The sequence below is a fragment of the Gordonia bronchialis DSM 43247 genome (assembly GCF_000024785.1).
Taxonomy (GTDB): Bacteria; Actinomycetota; Actinomycetes; order Mycobacteriales; family Mycobacteriaceae; genus Gordonia; species Gordonia bronchialis.
Genome location: NC_013441.1, coordinates 1691546 through 1706876 on the forward strand (window position 1 = coordinate 1691546; position 15331 = coordinate 1706876).

Below are 15331 nucleotides of genomic sequence, written 5' to 3' on the forward strand. Positions count from 1 at the left end.
GGGGCTAACCTGTCTGAGTGTCCACGACCGCTTCTCCGGCCCGCACCGGAACCACCGTCGTCGGTGTGCTGGGTCCGGTCGCTGTGGACAGTTCCGGAACCGAGACGTCGTCGCCGGACACTTTGGTCGCCGTGCCGGGGGTGCGCGCTCGGCGCCTGCTGGTGGCCCTCGTGCTCGCCGGTGGCCGCGCCCGAAGCACCGAACGCCTCATCGGCGACGTCTGGGGCGACCTGCCGCCCAAGGCGCCGTCGGCCGCCCTGCAGACCCAGATCTCGCGTCTGCGTCCACTTCTCGGGTCGGCGTCGATCGAGGGGCTGGGCAACGGATACCGACTGACGGGGTGCCGCACCGACCTCGAGATCGTCGCCGATCTCATCGAGGCGGGCGACGCCGAGTCGCTGCGGACCGCGGCGCGCTGGTGGCGGGGTGCACCCGGCGAGGATCTGGGCGGTGACACCGATGATCTCGCCGGCGAATTGAGCACGCGCGCAAGGCGACTCGACGAAGAGTTGGACCGGCGGCGCATCTCGTTGGCGATCGCGACCGGCGACCACGCCACCGCCGTGGAACTCGCCGAGAAGCGTTGCGACGCAGACCCACTCGACGAGACGGCACATGTCGATCTGATGCGGGCGCTGGCCGGGTCTGGGCGGATCCCGGACGCACTCGCGGTGTTCGCGCGGCTGCGGCGTGCACTGTCCGAGCAGCTGGGCGTGGACCCGGGACCCCAGGCGGTTGCGCTCAACGCCGAACTCTTGCAGAAGGATTCGGTACCGACTCCGGCGACGCCGCGCCGCGGGCGGGTCGCCGGTCTGATCGCCGATTCCACCGAACTCATCGGCCGCGACGACGACATCGCCACCGTCCTGGGACTGCTCGAACGTCACCGGGTGGTCACCGTGCAGGGGCCCGGCGGGGTCGGCAAGACCCGGGTGGCCAACCGCGTCGGCTACCGCGTCGCCGACACCGGTCCGCAGGTCTACTACGTTCCGCTCGCCCCGGTCCGCGATGCCGACGACGTGGTGCCGGCCATCGCGGCCGCGCTCGGAGTGGGCGAAACCGACCTCGGCGGCAGTGGACGCCCACGATTGGCCGTGGGTGACCTCGCCGACCGGCTCGTCGACGCCATCCGCGGCCGTGACACCCTGATCATCTTGGACAACTGTGAGCAGGTGGTCGACCGGTGCGCTCAGGTGGTGGCCGATCTGCTGGCCGTCGAACCGCGGGTGCGGATCCTGGTCACCAGTCGTTCACCGCTGCTGCTGGCCGCCGAACGGATCTATCTGCTGCCCGTTCTGGATGCCGGTGTCACCGGACCGGCGGTGGCCCTGTTCGAGGCCCGCGCCCGGGCGATCCGGCCCGACGCGTATCTGCCGCGGGAGACGATCGCGGAGTTGTGCCGGCATCTCGACGGCCTACCGCTGGCCATCGAGCTCGCGGCGGCCCGCGTCCGCACCATGACCGTCGAGGAGATCGGCCGACGACTCGCCGAGCGCTTCGCGCTGCTGCGCGGTTCCGATCGCAGTGCCCCGGACCGGCATCGCACTCTGTACGCGGTCATCGACTGGAGTTGGGAACTCCTCGACGACGACGCGCGTTCGGCGTTGCGCCGGCTGTGCCGATTCCCGGCCGGTTTTACCGCCCGTGCGGCGGGGATCGTGGTGGGCTATCGCGGTTTTCGCCTCGACGACACGCTTGAGGCCCTGGTCAACCAGTCCTTGCTGACCGTGGCCGAGAACGGCGGTCGGGTGCGGTACCGCATGTTGGAGACGGTGCGGGAGTTCGGTGAGGACAAGCTCAGCGGAGGATCGCCGTCGGGGACCGACGAGTCACGCGATGTCGATGCGGCGATGCGGACATGGTCGATCGAGTTCGCCACGCTGGCGATGGATCACTACGACAGCGGTGTCGATGGGCAGCTGATGACGCTGCTCGATGCCGAGGTCGACAACCTGGTGTGGATTCTGCGGCGCGCGGTGACCGGGATGGAGCAGGGGGCCCGCGACGACCTCGTCGACACCGTGGTCCAGGTGTTCCCGGTGCTCACCGGTTTCTGGATGGCCCGCGGACTCAACGCCGAGGTGTTCTCTTGGGGGGCAAGAGTTCTGCCGTCGCTGCCGGTTCCGCCCCGAGATGTGCCGCCCGGACTGCGCCGGTCGTGGCAGGCGACGGTGGTGGCGTCGATGGCGCATCAGATGATGCACCGAGATCTTCGGCTTCTTGCCACCGGCCGCTACTACCTGCGCAGACTGCACCGTCCCGATCCCGTCTATCGCGTTCCCGCCGAACTGATCTCGGCCTGTGTACTCAGCAGACATCCGCTGGCCGCGATCCGCTACATCGTCCGCGGAACACAGGCGGCGGACGAGGAGGTGCGGACGGCGGCGCTGTCGATTCGGATGAATCTGCGGGAGAACTTCGGCCATCTCGAGGGCGCACTGCAGGACGGTCTCGCGATGCGGGAGCGCGCGATGACGTCCGACGACACCTGGATGGCGGCCATGGTGCACGTCAGCATCGGCAGCGTGTACGGGCAACAAGCGCAGTGGCACAAGGCGATCGAGTACTACCGCACCGGATTGCGGCGACTCGCCGAGCACGGGGCGCGCGAGGACGAGATGCAGACGCGATGCTATCTGGTGGCCAATCTCGTTGCCGCCGGCCAACTCGATGGTTCGGCCGAGCTCTTGGCCGAGGCCGAGGCGGAACTCGCCGTGATCGCCGACGGGTGGACCCCGGCCGACCCCGACCCGCAGGGCAGTCCGGAGGTCACCGCGTCGATGATGGTCAGCACGGCCGAGCTCGAGATGACGCGTGGTAACGACGAACTGGCCGCAGGCCTGTATCGACGCGCCGCCGCCGTGCTCAAGCGGGAAGCACCCGCTCGGGGCGCGCGACCCGGGTGTGGGGATGCTGGTCGCGGTGACGGTCGCCGGGCTGATGCGGGCCGGTCGTACCGACTCCGCACGCGAGTTCCTGCCGTTGCTCGAAGACGGGGTCGTCGAGACCTTCGGCGCGCTGGGCTGGCAGGATGCCCCGCAGGCCGGAACCATGTTGCTGGCCTACGGCTACGTTCTGTGCGCCGACGGCGCGACGCGGTCCACGGGTGCCCGATTGCTGGCCATGGCCCGGCGGATGCGGGCCCGCCAGGATTATTGGACGTTCTACGTGATCATGCGAGATATGGCCGACCTGTCTGGACTGTCGGCTGACGAATGGCGGGCGATCGAGACGGCCATGGCACAAACGCCGCGACACCAGGTGCGGGCACAAGCCCAGGCGGTCCTGGTGTCGCGGCGCTGATCTGCCCGGCGGGGAGATCAGGTGTTGCGCATGTAGGCCTTGACGGCCAGCGGTGCGAACACGACGGTGATGATGGCGGCGCCGAGCAGCGCCCACACGACGTGGATGCCGACATGTCCGGAGTTGGTGAGTTCACGAACTGCGGTGACGAGGTGACTCACCGGATTGATGTTGACAAAGGCCTGCAGCCAGCCCGGCATGGTCTCCACCGGCACAAAGGCATTCGACATGAAGGTCAGTGGGAACATGATGAGCATCGAGATGCCTTGGACCGCAGACGCTTTGTTCATCAGGCAGCCCATCAGAGCGAAGATCCAGGACACGGCGAAGCTGCAGATCATCACCAGTAGTGCCGAGGCGATGACTCCCCAGAACTCGGGACGCCAGCCCATGATGACACCCATGACGATGGTGAGCGTGGTGGCCACCAGGTAGCGGATGACGTCGGCGAGCAGGGCACCGGCCAGCGGACTGATGCGCGCGATGGGTAGCGACCGGAAGCGGTCGAACACACCTTTGTCCATGTCCTCGCGCAACTGGGTGCCGGTGACGATGGAGGTCATGATCACGGTCTGCACAAGGATGCCGGGGATGATGACCGGCAGATAGTCGTGCACGTTGCCGCTGATCGCGCCACCGAAGATGTAGGTGAACATCAGGGTGAAGATGATCGGCTGGATCGTCACGTCGAACAGTTGCTCGGGGTTGTGCCGGATCTTCAGCACGCCGCGGTAGGCCATGGACAACGACTGACGCACGGTTTCGGCGAAGCTCACCGAGGTCTTGGCCTCGCCGCGCGCTTCGCGGGTGGTGATGGCGCGGGACTTCTCCGCGCGTTCGATGGTTGTGGTCATCAGGCCACCTCCGCTTCCTCGGATACCGGCTGGCCGGTGATGGTCAGGAACACCTCGTCGAGGCTGGGTTTCTGCACAGTGATCTCGTCGATGGCGATCTTGTTCTCGCGCAACGCGATCAGGACGTCGGGGACAAGGTCGGAACGATGCAACCCGACGGTGACGCGGGAGGCCTCGGGGGAGAGGGTGGCGACCTCGCCGAGAACCTGCTCGGCGATCTGGCAGACGCGGGTCGCGTCGGCGCGATCGGTGGGTGTCAGTTGCAGGGTGCTGGTGCCGATGGACTGTTTGAGTTCGTCGGCGGTGCCGTCGGCGATCACCACACCGTGGTCGATGACGGCGATGCGGTCGGCGAGCTGATCGGCCTCGTCGAGGTACTGCGTGGTGAGCAGCACGGTGGAGCCCTTGGCGATGAGATCGCGGATGGTGTCCCGCATCTGGGCGCGGGTCCGCGGGTCGAGACCGGTGGTGGGTTCGTCGAGGAACAACAGTGGCGGGGTGTCGATGAGGCTGGCGGCGAGGTCGAGTCGCCGCCGCATACCGCCGGAGAAGTTCTTCAGCGGGCGGTTGGCCGCCTCAGTGAGGGGCGAACTGCTCGAGGAGTTCATTCGCGCGTGCTCGCGCGGCGGGGCGGGAGAAGCCCAGCAGACGGGCGAAGAGGACGAGGTTCTGCGTCGCGGTGAGATCCTCGTCGACCGAGGCATACTGCCCGGTGACGCCGACGAGGGAGCGGACGGCGACGGGCTCGCGTACGACGTCGTGGCCGAAGACCGTCGCAGTGCCGGCATCGGGGCGCAGCAGGGTGGCGAGCATGCTCACCGTGGTGGTCTTCCCGGCTCCGTTGGGGCCGAGCACGCCGTACACCGAACCGGTGGGTACAGACAGGTCCACACCGTTGACGGCGCGGGTCGAACCGAAGTGTTTGACCAGACCGTGCGCCTCGATCGCCAGGTCGGTACTCGTGATTGTTGTCATGCCACACACTGTGGACCGAGGTCCTGTCGTGGCGCTTGCACGCGCTTACATGCGCTGTCGCAGGTAGGGGGTCAGGCGGCGGATGCCGGACTGTGTGATCCGGACGGACGGTGCGGCAGGTCGGTGGCGTACCGGATCACGGCGGCGACGGGACCGAGGCGCTGTTCGGTGATGGCGATGGCCCCGCCGAGCTGGGCCGGGTCGTCGACGTCGGCGACGAGGGCGACGGTGTAGCCGTTGTTGCCGAGCATGAACGGCACCACGGCGGTGTAGTGGTTGCTGACGACGGCGAGCGGGACGTTCGCTTCGAACAGGGTGCGTGCGTGATCGGCGACAACGGCGTCGTCGTCGAGCACCACCAGGGTCACTTCGGGTTGGGGATGTCGGATTCTTCTCATGTCTCGATGATGAATCCGCTGGTTGGAGACGGTCTTGGGGGATCCTGTGGATCGTCTGTGGGTGAGGCGCCCGATCGCGCCTACGGTCATCGCATGGGAGGAACTCGGGGACGGCGTCATCCATCGTCCGAGCCGGCCTGGCGGCCCGGCAACATCGCACGGATTCGGCAGGGGCTCGTCGCGGGCGCCACTGCGATCCTGCGGCAGTTCGACGACCTGCACGACGAGCTCGACGCAGAGATCGAGGTGCTGACCGAGTCCGGTGATGAACACGAACGTGGACGGTGCCGGACTGCGCAGATCGGACTCGCCCGGGCGCGCGACTACATGGAGATCGCGACCGACACACTCATCAGGGAGACACCGCTGTGGGTGCCTGATCGAGCGATCGAGGTCGCCAGGCATTCGGCGTCCACAGACGGCGGGGCCGCGGGCCTGGACAGCCTGGAGGTCTGCGGATGGATGCTGTTCGAGAACACGTCCGCTACCTACCGGCGGGAGCCGTCGCCCGTCGAGTCCGACCCGCCGCCGGTTCCGGTTGACGGGGTGCTCTGGTGGTCGACGCGAGCGTTGGACGTTCCGTTGGATCCGGACATGCTCGTGTTCCACATCTTGTCCCGCGATAGTCGAATCCGACAGCAGCAACCAAAGAAGTGGCGCAAGGCACCTATCGTGGAGGCGGCCGCGTTCCCGGTGACGGTCGGACACGGTGCGCCAGCAGGGGGAGTCGAGGTGGTGTCGTTGATCGCCGGCATCGGTGCGGCGCTCGAGACCGGCGCGCTCAGTTCACTGCGTCAGCCACCACAGGGGGGTGTCAGATGGTCTGTGTAAGTCCAGTGCTCATCAGAGAGAGGAAGATCTATGAGCATGGCGTTAGACGACAAGCAGCAGGGCCACGACGATCATCAGTTGCCTGAGCTGGCCGAGCCACGTTCGACTGCGGAGGTGGCCGAGGCGTTGGCGGCTTCGGGCATGGTCGATGAGTTGTTGGCCCAGATCGATACCGGGCAGGTTCAGATCACCGGGGACGGTGGCCTAATTCCGGGTCTGATCAAACTCGCCCTCGAACGTGGGCTGAAAGCCGAACTGACCGATCACCTCGGCTATGACAAGGGCGACCCGGCCGGTCGGGAACTGCCGAATGCCCGCAACGGGTCGACCCCGAAAACGGTCGCCTCCGAAGCCGGTCCGGTCGAGCTGAACGTCCCTCGTGACCGTGACGGCACGTTCACCCCACGTCTGGTCCCCAAGGGGTCGCGCCGGCTCGGTGGCCTCGATGACATCATCATCTCGCTCTATGCCGGCGGCATGACGTTGCGCGATATCCAACACCACCTCGCATCCACAATCGGCACCGATCTGTCCCACGAGACGATCTCCAAGATCTGCGACGAGGTCCTCGACGCGGTCGACGAATGGCAGAACCGGCCGCTGGAGGCGCTGTACCCCGTCATCTATCTCGACGCGTTGGTGGTGAAGGTCAAAGACGGCGCCCACGTCCGAAACAAACACGCCCACATAGCGATTGGCGTCGACATGGCCGGTATCAAGCATGTGTTGGGGATCTGGATACAGGCCGAAGAGGGCGCGAGGTTCTGGGCCGGGGTGTGCGCGAATCTGGCCAACCGCGGCGTCAAAGACGTGCTGGTCGTGTGCTGTGACGGGCTCACCGGATTCCCCGAGGCGATCGAGGCGACCTGGCCGCTGGCCACCGTGCAGACGTGTGTGGTGCATCTGATCCGCAACGCGATGCGGTTCGTCAACTACAAAGACCGCAAGGAGGTGGCCCGGGCGATCAAACCGATCTACACAGCCCCGGATGTCGAGGTCGCCCGCCTCGAGTGGGAGGCCTTCCGCGACTCGGAGTTGGGTGTCAAATACCCCAGTGCAGCACAGGCTTTCGACCGGGCGTGGGACCGTTTCATCCCCTTCTTGGCGTTCCCACCCGAACTGCGCAAGGTCATTTACACCACGAACTCGATCGAGTCGCTGAACTATCAATTACGTAAGGTCATCAAGAACCGCGGCCATTTCCCGAATGACGTCGCGGTCCGCAAGCTGCTGTGGCTGGCGATCTGCGACATCGAGGACAAACGCGCCCGGCAACGCGAGAAGGAACGCGGCAAGCCCGCCGCCACCCGCAAAGCCCCCGGACGACTCGTCGAGGGACAGGTCGTGACGAACTGGAAACAGGCCCTCGGCCAACTCGCCCTGGCCTACCCCGACCGCATCGAACCCCACCTCACCTAGACCGCAACAGCAAGCACACAAAAATCAGGAGTCACGTTCTTACACAAACATCTTGACAAGCTCCACCACAGCCATCGGGATTCGCTCTTGCTCTAGTCGAACCGACGGACCGAACGCGTCTTCCACCAGATCGCGATACACCGACGCCTCGTCGTCGGTGAGGTTCGGGAGCCGACGGTCCACCGGCGCGGGTTCGGTGACCCAGCGTTCCCGGTGCGCGAGCAGCGTCACGCGATCCATCAGGATCGAGCGGGCGTGCGGCACGGTGACGCGGACGCGGTCGAGGATCGCGAACCCGTGGGTGTCGAGGTCACCCCAGTACAGGACCTCACGTTCGCGCAGCCACCGCAGTGAACCGATGACTGATGCGGCGTAGCCGCCGCCGAAGATCAGGGCCGATCGGGGTGTCGCGGGGAACGACAGATAGGTGGCGAGGTTCTCCACGACGATGACCTTCTCGACGTCGATAGGGGAACGCGCCAGGTCGTCGGCACGGACTTCGATGTCGTCGAAACCCGGTGTCGGGGTGCGGCATTGCTGATCGAGCAGGCGGAAACGAACCCGCAGGTGCCCGGTGGCGAAACCGAAGCGGCCGGCGATAGACTTCGCGGACGGCGTTACGAGATCCGGCTCGACGACGAGTGCACCGAGTTCGAGCAGGATGCGCTGGTGGGTTTCGATGAACTTGGTGTCGACGCCAGGTTCGTCGATCTCCCGCAGGCGCCGGCCACTTCCGGCGTTGGTGGCGAGCCAGCGCAGCGCGGCCACGATTGACGGCCAGTCGTCGTGGTGGGCGAGTGCGCGTCCGGGTTTGGTTGCGACCCAGTCCCGTACCTTCGATTGATCGGACACCGCGGCCAGCATCTCATCATGTCGGCTGATCTGGGCCGTGGTTCCGAGGAGCCGGGCGAGATGGTCGATGGTCTCGATGATCACGCGGTCAGGCAGCGTCGTCACCCCGAACTTCTTGCCGCCCACGCTTTTCATGGTCACGCGTAGGTGTGGTGAGCGGGCGGTGTCATGCCAGGCGCGAGCCCACGCGGCGACCTCGTCGTAGCGTTCACCGAGCTCACCTGGCCGTGGGCCGCGGATGGCCATGTCGATGGGGGTGAACGGTTCGCCGAGGGCACGGGCACGAAGGTAGTCGCCCCGGTCCCACCGTCGACGGAGTCGCGTGAGTACGTCGGTCGGCGCTGTCCAGGCCGGCCCGGTGGCAGACGTCATCACCTCAGCCGGTGCCGGATTCGTCGACCATGCTGATCATGTCGCGCACCCGTTTGCGCTCCCGGTACTCCTCGATGGACAGACATTGGAGTTGTGATTGTGCGCCGGAACGATTTTCGACGTAACCGACCGCCGACACGAACGGCTCGATGGTGTAGATCTTGGTCAACGGCGTCACGATCAGTAACTGCAGTCCGAGTCGTTTGAACAGCGAGAGGGCGTACCGGGCGGATTCGTCAGAACCACGGCCGAAGGCCTCGTCGATGACGACGAACCGGAAGTCGCGGGAGGTGTGCACACCCCATTTCAGATCGAACTGATAAGCCAGTGACGCGGCGAGAATGGTGTAGGCGAGCTTCTCCTTCTGTCCGCCGGATTTGCCGTCGGAGTCGGTGTAGTTCTCGAACTCGGTGTCGTCGGCGACGGTGCGTTCCGACGCCGCGAACGTCACCCAGTTGCGGACGTCGGTGACGAAGGCGGTCCATTTGCGGTCGATGTCGGTGTAGCCCTCACGCCCGCGGAACCGTTCCACCAGCGACTTGACCAGGAGGAACTTCTCTTCGGCGTAGTGATCGTCGGCGTCGGCGTCGAAGGAACCGTCGCTGCAGCGACGCAGCTCGTCGCGGAACTCGCGGATCTCGGCGTTGGGTGAGAGGGTGGCCTCGAGTCGGATGTAACGGCCCGGGTTGTATTCGATGCCGGCGAGGGAGTCGTTGATGGTGTCGATCTTGTCGTGGATCTGCTGGACCTTCTTGCCGAGCTGGGCGGAGAAGATCGCGATGTCGCGGATCGCGTTGGTGTTCAGGTAGTTCTTGAACTCGGCTTCGAACCGCGGTAGATCGTCGTCGGCGAGACGCTGTTGCAGCGACCGGAATTCGCCGGCGGCCGCGATGTCGGCATCCATCTCGGTGGTCAGCACCGGATGGTTGCGTTTGAACACCGACATCTGGTTGACCACCCGCGTGGCCAGATTCGACGCCCGACCTTGATGTTGTTCGGCCTCGGACGTCAGCTTCGACGACAATGTGGATTCGATGGCGGCGCAGTTCTGCAGGGAGAGTGTGGTTGTCGGGTCCAAGCCGGCGTCGATGCCAGCGAAATGCACGGTCGCGTCGGCGAACCCATCATCCGCGAGAATCGCGGCGGCCGCGGTGCGTGCGTCGACGGCGTCGTCACGTGCGACGGTGAGACGGGCGATCGTGTCGCGCAATTCGTCACGGCGGACGCCGGATTCGTCGATGTGTGTGACAGTGCGCTCGATCTCGGCGGTGACCCGCGCCAGCTCGTGTGAGGATTGTTCGAGTTCGGCCTTTCGCCTCTGCAGATCGGCGACCCGGGTCGCGACCGACATCCAGTCCACCATGTCGAAGGACGTGAAGACGGTCAGCTTGTCCAGCGCCGCGCGTCGACGTTGCAGCACACCGAGCCGGCGGGTGTGTTCGTCGATCTGGCCGTCGATCCGGTTGAGGTCGTTCTGGATTCGCTGTCCCTCGGCCAGCAGCGCAGCGATCTTCTGTTCGTTACGCCAGCCGAGGACGTAATTGCGTCGATCGTCGACGCGATGCGAGTCGTCCTTCTCGTGACGCCCACCGCCGGAACGGATCTGGCCGGCCGTGGTGACCGCGAACTCCTCCCGACGGAACTCGTCCAAGGTCTCAGCGCAGACGTGCCGGGCGCGTTCGTAGAGCTTGCGTTCGAGCCAGTCGTAGAACGGGCCGTCCTTGATATCGAGTTTGTGGGCGAGCGCGGGAGGCGGTGGCGTGGTCACCCCTTGCATCGACGTCCGGGGCGGCACCTTGAAGTAGACGACGCGGCCACCGAGATGATTGTCGTTGATCCACTGCGAGACGGGGTCGTAGCAGTCACCCGACACCAGCAGCGAGAGACCGAAACCGCGCAGTACACGTTCGGCCGCACCTTCCCAACGGGTTTCGTCGTCGCGGATGCCGATCAGCTCACCCACGAAGGGCAGGTCCTCGGCGGCGATGCCGGTGCCTTCGCAAATCATTTGCCGGATGCGGAGATTGCGGTCGGGGATGTTGGAGGTGCGGCCGCGGAGACTGGCGATTTCCTCGGCGAGCTTGCGGCCGTCGACGTCGAGCTGCCGGCGGTCGACCGACAGCTCGGTGACCGCGTTGCGGCGCTCGGTGACCTCGGTGTCGAGTTCGGTTGTGAGGCCCTCGATGTCGCGGACACGCTGATCGAACTGGGCACGGTCGGTGACGGTCGGCAGGTCGGCGTCGGTGAGGAAGCCGCTGAACCGGTCGTATTGGCGTTGTCGTTCGTCACGCTGCTGCCCGGCTTCGGTGATCCGCTGCTCGAGGGTGGCGATCTCGTTGCCGCCGAGTCCCGCCTGCTCCAATCGGAGTTCGTCGAGGCGGGTGCGCAACACGGTAAGCGACGCATCAACCTCGTCGAGGTCGGAGTGCGCGGCACCCAATGCCGCCTCGTGGCCGGAGATCTCGGCTTCGAGCAATGATTCGCGTCGTTGCGCGAAGTAGAAACGCAATGCGTCACGGCGCGAACGTAATTCGTCGACCTTCGCGGTGTGTTCGGCGTATCGATCGTGGTCGGCGAGCAGGGGTTCGAGCTCGGCGAGCTGGGTGCGGGCCAGCACCACCGCATCGTGCGCGGCCGTCAGATCCTGGAAGTGGGTGACGAGCGTGTCGACCCACGAGCTGGAGTCAAAGGACTCCAGCATGTGCTCGCGCACAAAGCTGTTGAGGTTGCCGACGGCTTTCATCGACACCGTCTGATGGAATAGTTCCATCGCCTGCTCGGATTTGATGGCCAGGGCACGACGGTAATCGCGCCCGTACTCCGGGAAGTGGTCGTGGATACGTGTCCCGTTCTGGCGCAGGCGCTTGCGCAATGCCTTGAGCTCCGGACCGAAGTCGGTGAAGTCGGCGGTGATGTCGAGGGCACGGTCAGCGACGGTGAAGAAGCGTTCCGGCTGGCCGTTATCGTGGCGCATGGAGAACACTTGCGCGAGGGTGACCTCCTCGTCGAATCCCTCGTTGACGAAGACGCCGAGGATGACCGAGTAGCTCGACGTCCCGCGCAACGCGACCGGCCGCGAACTCCCGGTCACCTCGTTGCGTTCGGACTTGTAGTAGCCCAGCACATACGAGCGCAGGTCACGCTCGCGGATGTCGGCGCCGGCGGCCTTGTTGTAGGCGACGCGATTGGCGGGCAGGAGCAATGTGGTCAGCGCGTCGACGAGAGTGGATTTACCCGAACCGATGTCGCCGGTGAGCAGGCCGTTGCGGCCGTCCAGCGACAGCGTCCACACGCGACCGTCGAAGGTGCCCCAATTGAGCACCTGAAAGCGGTGTAGCCGAAAGCCGGTGAGGGCGTCGGAGTCGTGGAGGTCGGTGGTGGAGAACAATGCGGTCATCAGCGGTCCCCGGCGAGTAGCTCGGCGTATTCGGACAGATGGGAGTCGAGGTCGGACAGCCACTGGGCGTCGACGAATGCCTTGATCACGCGTCGGACCTCGAATTGGTTTTCCTGCTTGGGGATTCGACGTACCAGTCCCTGTTCGACGACGCGGCGCAACGCCGTCTCCACCTGATCGGCGGCGCGCGCCTCGTTGGTGGTTTGCGGCAGGAATGGCGTCATCATCTCGACGATCTGTTGCCCGCTCAGCACGAGCCGGGTGCCGGAGTCGCTGCTGTCGAATTCGGCGAGGCGTTTTCGGAGAAGTGCCAGCAACAGGCTGGTGTGCAGCGACAACTGGTGGCGCGGAACCAGGCGCGGGATGCCGCGTTCCTCGAGTTCGTCGTCGGGGCGCGATCGAAGATAGGCGTACCCTTCGGCCTCGTTGATCTCGACGGTGAGACCCAGGGTGGCGACGTAATCGCTGACCTGCGCCGCCAATCCGGTGAGGTGCTGCCAGATCACCTCGTGCGAGTCGCGGTACACGACACCCTTCATGAGGGTGGTGACGGCGAGCGACAGGTTGAGTTCGTCGCGAGCTACGTTGCGGCTCATACTCGTTGCCTTCCGGGACTAGCGCGCGTGTAGATGACACGTGGGATGCGTGCGGTGCGTTCGGTCCCGTTGTCGTCGGTCCAGGTGATGGCGTCGGTTGCGGTCTCGTCAAAGAGTTTCGCGAAGGCGTCGTCGGAGAGTGACAGGTAGGTGACGAGTTCGGCGAGCCCTTGGCGCAGCGGCTCCGCATCGATCATCTCGGCCAGTGTCACCTGCGATTGACGACGAAGGCGGTGTCGCACACCATCGATGAGGGGCTGCGGGTCGACGTGCATTTGCTCGAAGAGAGCATCGGACGAGCTGTCGGCATGACCGGCCTGGATTCCCTCGCTGTCGACCGACGCGGCCGCCGGTTTGCGGTACAGCGGTCGTTCCAGCGGAAGTGTGATCGCCGGTGTGAGAGCGTCGATCTCGTGGGTGAAGCCGGCCGTTCGCTCATCGCGCAGCGCGATCGCGGAGGTCTCGATGTTGCGGAGCAGGTCCATCACGCGACGGTTCTCCAGCCATACCTGATCGTCGAGGAAGCGCCGAAGTTGTTCGGAGAGTTGACGCACCGTCGCCTGTGCACGGCTGCCCGCATCGAGCCAGTCGTGGTGGATGTGCCCGAGCCGGTCGTCGGCGCCGGCGATGTCGTCGAGCGACTGCACACGTCCGATGAGTTCGGTGAGTTCGTCGAGCCGGTCTGCGGACAGCAGCAGATCATAGAAGCCCTGGAAGCTGCGGCCCTGGTCGGAGTCGCTGATGAGATTGCGGGTGCCGACGATCTCGTCCAGCAATTCACCCTTGGTGCCGTCCCAGGTGGCGATGCGCTCGCGGGTCTCGCGGTCGAGCGCACGGAAGTTGGCCTCGACCTCGCGGAAGTCGGACAGTAATGCGCGGGCGGTGTCGGCGAACTGCTGATAGCGATCACTGCGGCTCGTGGCATCCAGCAGCCGGTAGTCGCCCCGTTCGACGGCGTCGATCTCCGCGTCGATCTCGGCGCGGCGGCGGCGGAGTTCGGTCAGGCGCACCTCGGGATCGGTCTCGGTGCCGTAGACGATCTGCCGCAGCAGCTCGAAGACGGTGTTGAGGCGCGATTCGGTGCCGACGAAACTGCGCTCACGCAGCGAGTTCACCCAACCGACGGCCCGCTCGACGGCCGGAGTGGCGTCATAGTGGGGTTCGTCGCTGCCGGAGACGTAGTACTTGCGTAGCCAGCCGACCTCCCCGGCCGACCAGTCGTCGAGATAGGCCTTGGCCGACTTGGGGTGCGTGTCGGCACCCAGACGCTCGCTGAGCGCGTAGAGCTCGTCGTCGAGCAGGGCGATGAGCTGCGACGACGACATCTCGCGGACGTTGTCCTCGACGAAGACGCGGCCCAGGAACGACAAGATCAGCGGCGCGTTGTCGGCGCGCAGGAGCCGCCAGGCAGCGCTGGATTTGCGCAGCGAGGCGATCTCGTCGTAGTTCACGGGCACCAGGGTAGTGGGCGCCTACGACATGGTCGCGGATGCCGGCTCGGTGTCGGGCTGACCTGACCTGGGGTGACGACGTCGGTCATTCGGATGACGTTCCGCGGAACGCGGCGCCGGAATTGTCAGACCTGTCGTGTTGCATTCGTCGCACGGTGGTTCCGACTTCCCGGGAACCGCACTTGCAGAAGGACTTCCGATGACCAATCCGAATACACCTCAGTACGGTGCCCCCACCCCGCCGCCGGCTGGAATGCCGCCGACGGGGGTGCCGCCCCAGTACGGCGTTCCGTTCCAGCCGCCGAAGAAGAAGGCGAAGAAGTGGCCGTGGATCGTCGGCGCGATCGTCGTGCTGTTCATCATCATCGCCGCGGTGTCCGGTGGCGGTGGCGACGACAAGAACAGCACGGAGACCGCGGGTGCGCCCGGTGCGACCACGGCCGCGAAGGAGACCGCGACGCAGGAGCGCGAGGATGCGCCGGCCGGGATGAACACCCCGGTGCGTGACGGCAAGTTCGAGTTCGTGGTTACCGACGTGCAGTCCGGTCTCGAATCCGTCGGCGACAATCCGTATCTCACCGAACAGGCACAAGGGCAGTTCGTCATCGTCACCATGACGGTGGAGAACACCAGCGACGCGCCCAAGGGATTCTCACCGTCGGATCAGAAGCTGTTCGACGCCCAGGGCCGCAGCTTCGAGCCGAGCCCGACGGCCCAGATCGCCCTCGGCGGTTCCGATATCGCTGTGTGGGACAACATCAATCCCGGCAACAAGGTGACCGTCAAGGTCGTCTACGACATGCCGAAGGGTGCTGTTCCGGCGAGCATAGAGTTGCACGACTCGGCATTCTCCGGTGGCGAGAAGGTCTCCCTGAAGTAGTCG

At 65.6% G+C, this 15331-nt stretch carries 10 protein-coding genes and 1 pseudogene; 4 read left to right on the plus strand and 7 right to left on the minus strand.

What is annotated here, in order from left to right; all coding sequences use genetic code 11:
* Positions 1 to 17: 17 nt before the first annotated feature.
* Entirely contained in the window at positions 18 to 3212 is a 3195-nt protein-coding gene (locus tag GBRO_RS07965) for a BTAD domain-containing putative transcriptional regulator (protein ID WP_012833460.1), read from the plus strand.
* 108 nt (positions 3213 to 3320) lie between these two features.
* On the opposite strand, the gene GBRO_RS07970 is transcribed toward GBRO_RS07965, so the two are convergent.
* The 3 genes and pseudogenes from GBRO_RS07970 to GBRO_RS07980 all read right to left on the minus strand — a co-directional run bounded on the left by GBRO_RS07970 (position 3321) and on the right by GBRO_RS07980 (position 5530).
* The gene (locus GBRO_RS07970) at positions 3321 to 4157 is read right to left on the minus strand and encodes an ABC transporter permease (RefSeq protein WP_012833461.1); all 837 of its coding nucleotides are present in this window, start codon (positions 4155 to 4157) and stop codon (positions 3321 to 3323) included.
* Positions 4157 to 5132 (minus strand): annotated as a pseudogene (locus GBRO_RS07975) (ATP-binding cassette domain-containing protein). The gene GBRO_RS07970 and the pseudogene GBRO_RS07975 overlap by 1 nt, the downstream one beginning before the upstream one ends.
* A 71-nt stretch (positions 5133 to 5203) precedes the next feature.
* Entirely contained in the window at positions 5204 to 5530 is a 327-nt protein-coding gene (locus GBRO_RS07980; RefSeq protein ID WP_041919796.1) for a hypothetical protein, read from the minus strand.
* Between the two features lie 93 nt (positions 5531 to 5623).
* On the opposite strand from GBRO_RS07980, the gene GBRO_RS07985 reads away from it, so the two are divergent.
* The gene (locus GBRO_RS07985) at positions 5624 to 6361 is read left to right on the plus strand and encodes a hypothetical protein (protein ID WP_041919797.1); all 738 of its coding nucleotides are present in this window, start codon (positions 5624 to 5626) and stop codon (positions 6359 to 6361) included.
* Between the two features lie 30 nt (positions 6362 to 6391).
* Positions 6392 to 7780 (plus strand): IS256 family transposase, encoded by a 1389-nt coding sequence (locus GBRO_RS07990; protein ID WP_012833431.1) that lies wholly within the window; start codon positions 6392 to 6394, stop codon positions 7778 to 7780.
* Between the two features lie 39 nt (positions 7781 to 7819).
* Here the strand turns inward: GBRO_RS07990 and GBRO_RS07995 are convergent, their stop codons facing one another.
* From GBRO_RS07995 to GBRO_RS08010, 4 genes are read right to left on the minus strand one after another with little or no spacing between them, the layout of a single operon-like run.
* Positions 7820 to 9004 (minus strand): DUF3322 domain-containing protein, encoded by a 1185-nt coding sequence (locus GBRO_RS07995; RefSeq protein WP_012833464.1) that lies wholly within the window; start codon positions 9002 to 9004, stop codon positions 7820 to 7822.
* Between the two features lie 4 nt (positions 9005 to 9008).
* Positions 9009 to 12401 carry an ATP-binding protein gene (locus GBRO_RS08000; protein WP_012833465.1) on the minus strand — a complete coding sequence of 1131 codons (3393 nt, stop codon included), beginning with the start codon at positions 12399 to 12401 and terminating at the stop codon, positions 9009 to 9011.
* Positions 12401 to 12997 (minus strand): DUF4194 domain-containing protein, encoded by a 597-nt coding sequence (locus GBRO_RS08005; protein ID WP_012833466.1) that lies wholly within the window; start codon positions 12995 to 12997, stop codon positions 12401 to 12403. The genes GBRO_RS08000 and GBRO_RS08005 overlap by 1 nt, the downstream gene beginning before the upstream one ends.
* On the minus strand, positions 12994 to 14448 hold the full coding sequence (locus GBRO_RS08010; RefSeq protein WP_041919798.1) for a DUF3375 domain-containing protein: 1455 nt from the start codon (positions 14446 to 14448) through the stop codon (positions 12994 to 12996). Before GBRO_RS08010 ends, GBRO_RS08005 begins: the two co-directional genes overlap by 4 nt.
* Positions 14449 to 14647: 199 nt before the next feature.
* Here GBRO_RS08010 and GBRO_RS08015 point away from each other — a divergent pair, with 199 nt between their 5' ends.
* Positions 14648 to 15328, plus strand: a complete 681-nt coding sequence (locus tag GBRO_RS08015; protein ID WP_012833468.1) for a DUF4352 domain-containing protein — start codon at positions 14648 to 14650, stop codon at positions 15326 to 15328.
* Positions 15329 to 15331: the final 3 nt, after the last annotated feature.

What these genes read in the sequence shown, in the direction of transcription:
- GBRO_RS07970 (WP_012833461.1), bottom strand. Translation starts at nt 4,157, where the DNA reads ATGACCACAACCATCGAACGCGCGGAGAAGTCCCGCGCCATCACCACC.
- GBRO_RS07980 (WP_041919796.1), bottom strand. Translation starts at nt 5,530, where the DNA reads ATGAGAAGAATCCGACATCCCCAACCCGAAGTGACCCTGGTGGTGCTC.
- GBRO_RS07985 (WP_041919797.1), top strand. Translation starts at nt 5,624, where the DNA reads ATGGGAGGAACTCGGGGACGGCGTCATCCATCGTCCGAGCCGGCCTGG.
- GBRO_RS07990 (WP_012833431.1), top strand. Translation starts at nt 6,392, where the DNA reads ATGAGCATGGCGTTAGACGACAAGCAGCAGGGCCACGACGATCATCAG.
- GBRO_RS07995 (WP_012833464.1), bottom strand. Translation starts at nt 9,004, where the DNA reads ATGACGTCTGCCACCGGGCCGGCCTGGACAGCGCCGACCGACGTACTC.
- GBRO_RS08000 (WP_012833465.1), bottom strand. Translation starts at nt 12,401, where the DNA reads ATGACCGCATTGTTCTCCACCACCGACCTCCACGACTCCGACGCCCTC.
- GBRO_RS08005 (WP_012833466.1), bottom strand. Translation starts at nt 12,997, where the DNA reads ATGAGCCGCAACGTAGCTCGCGACGAACTCAACCTGTCGCTCGCCGTC.
- GBRO_RS08015 (WP_012833468.1), top strand. Translation starts at nt 14,648, where the DNA reads ATGACCAATCCGAATACACCTCAGTACGGTGCCCCCACCCCGCCGCCG.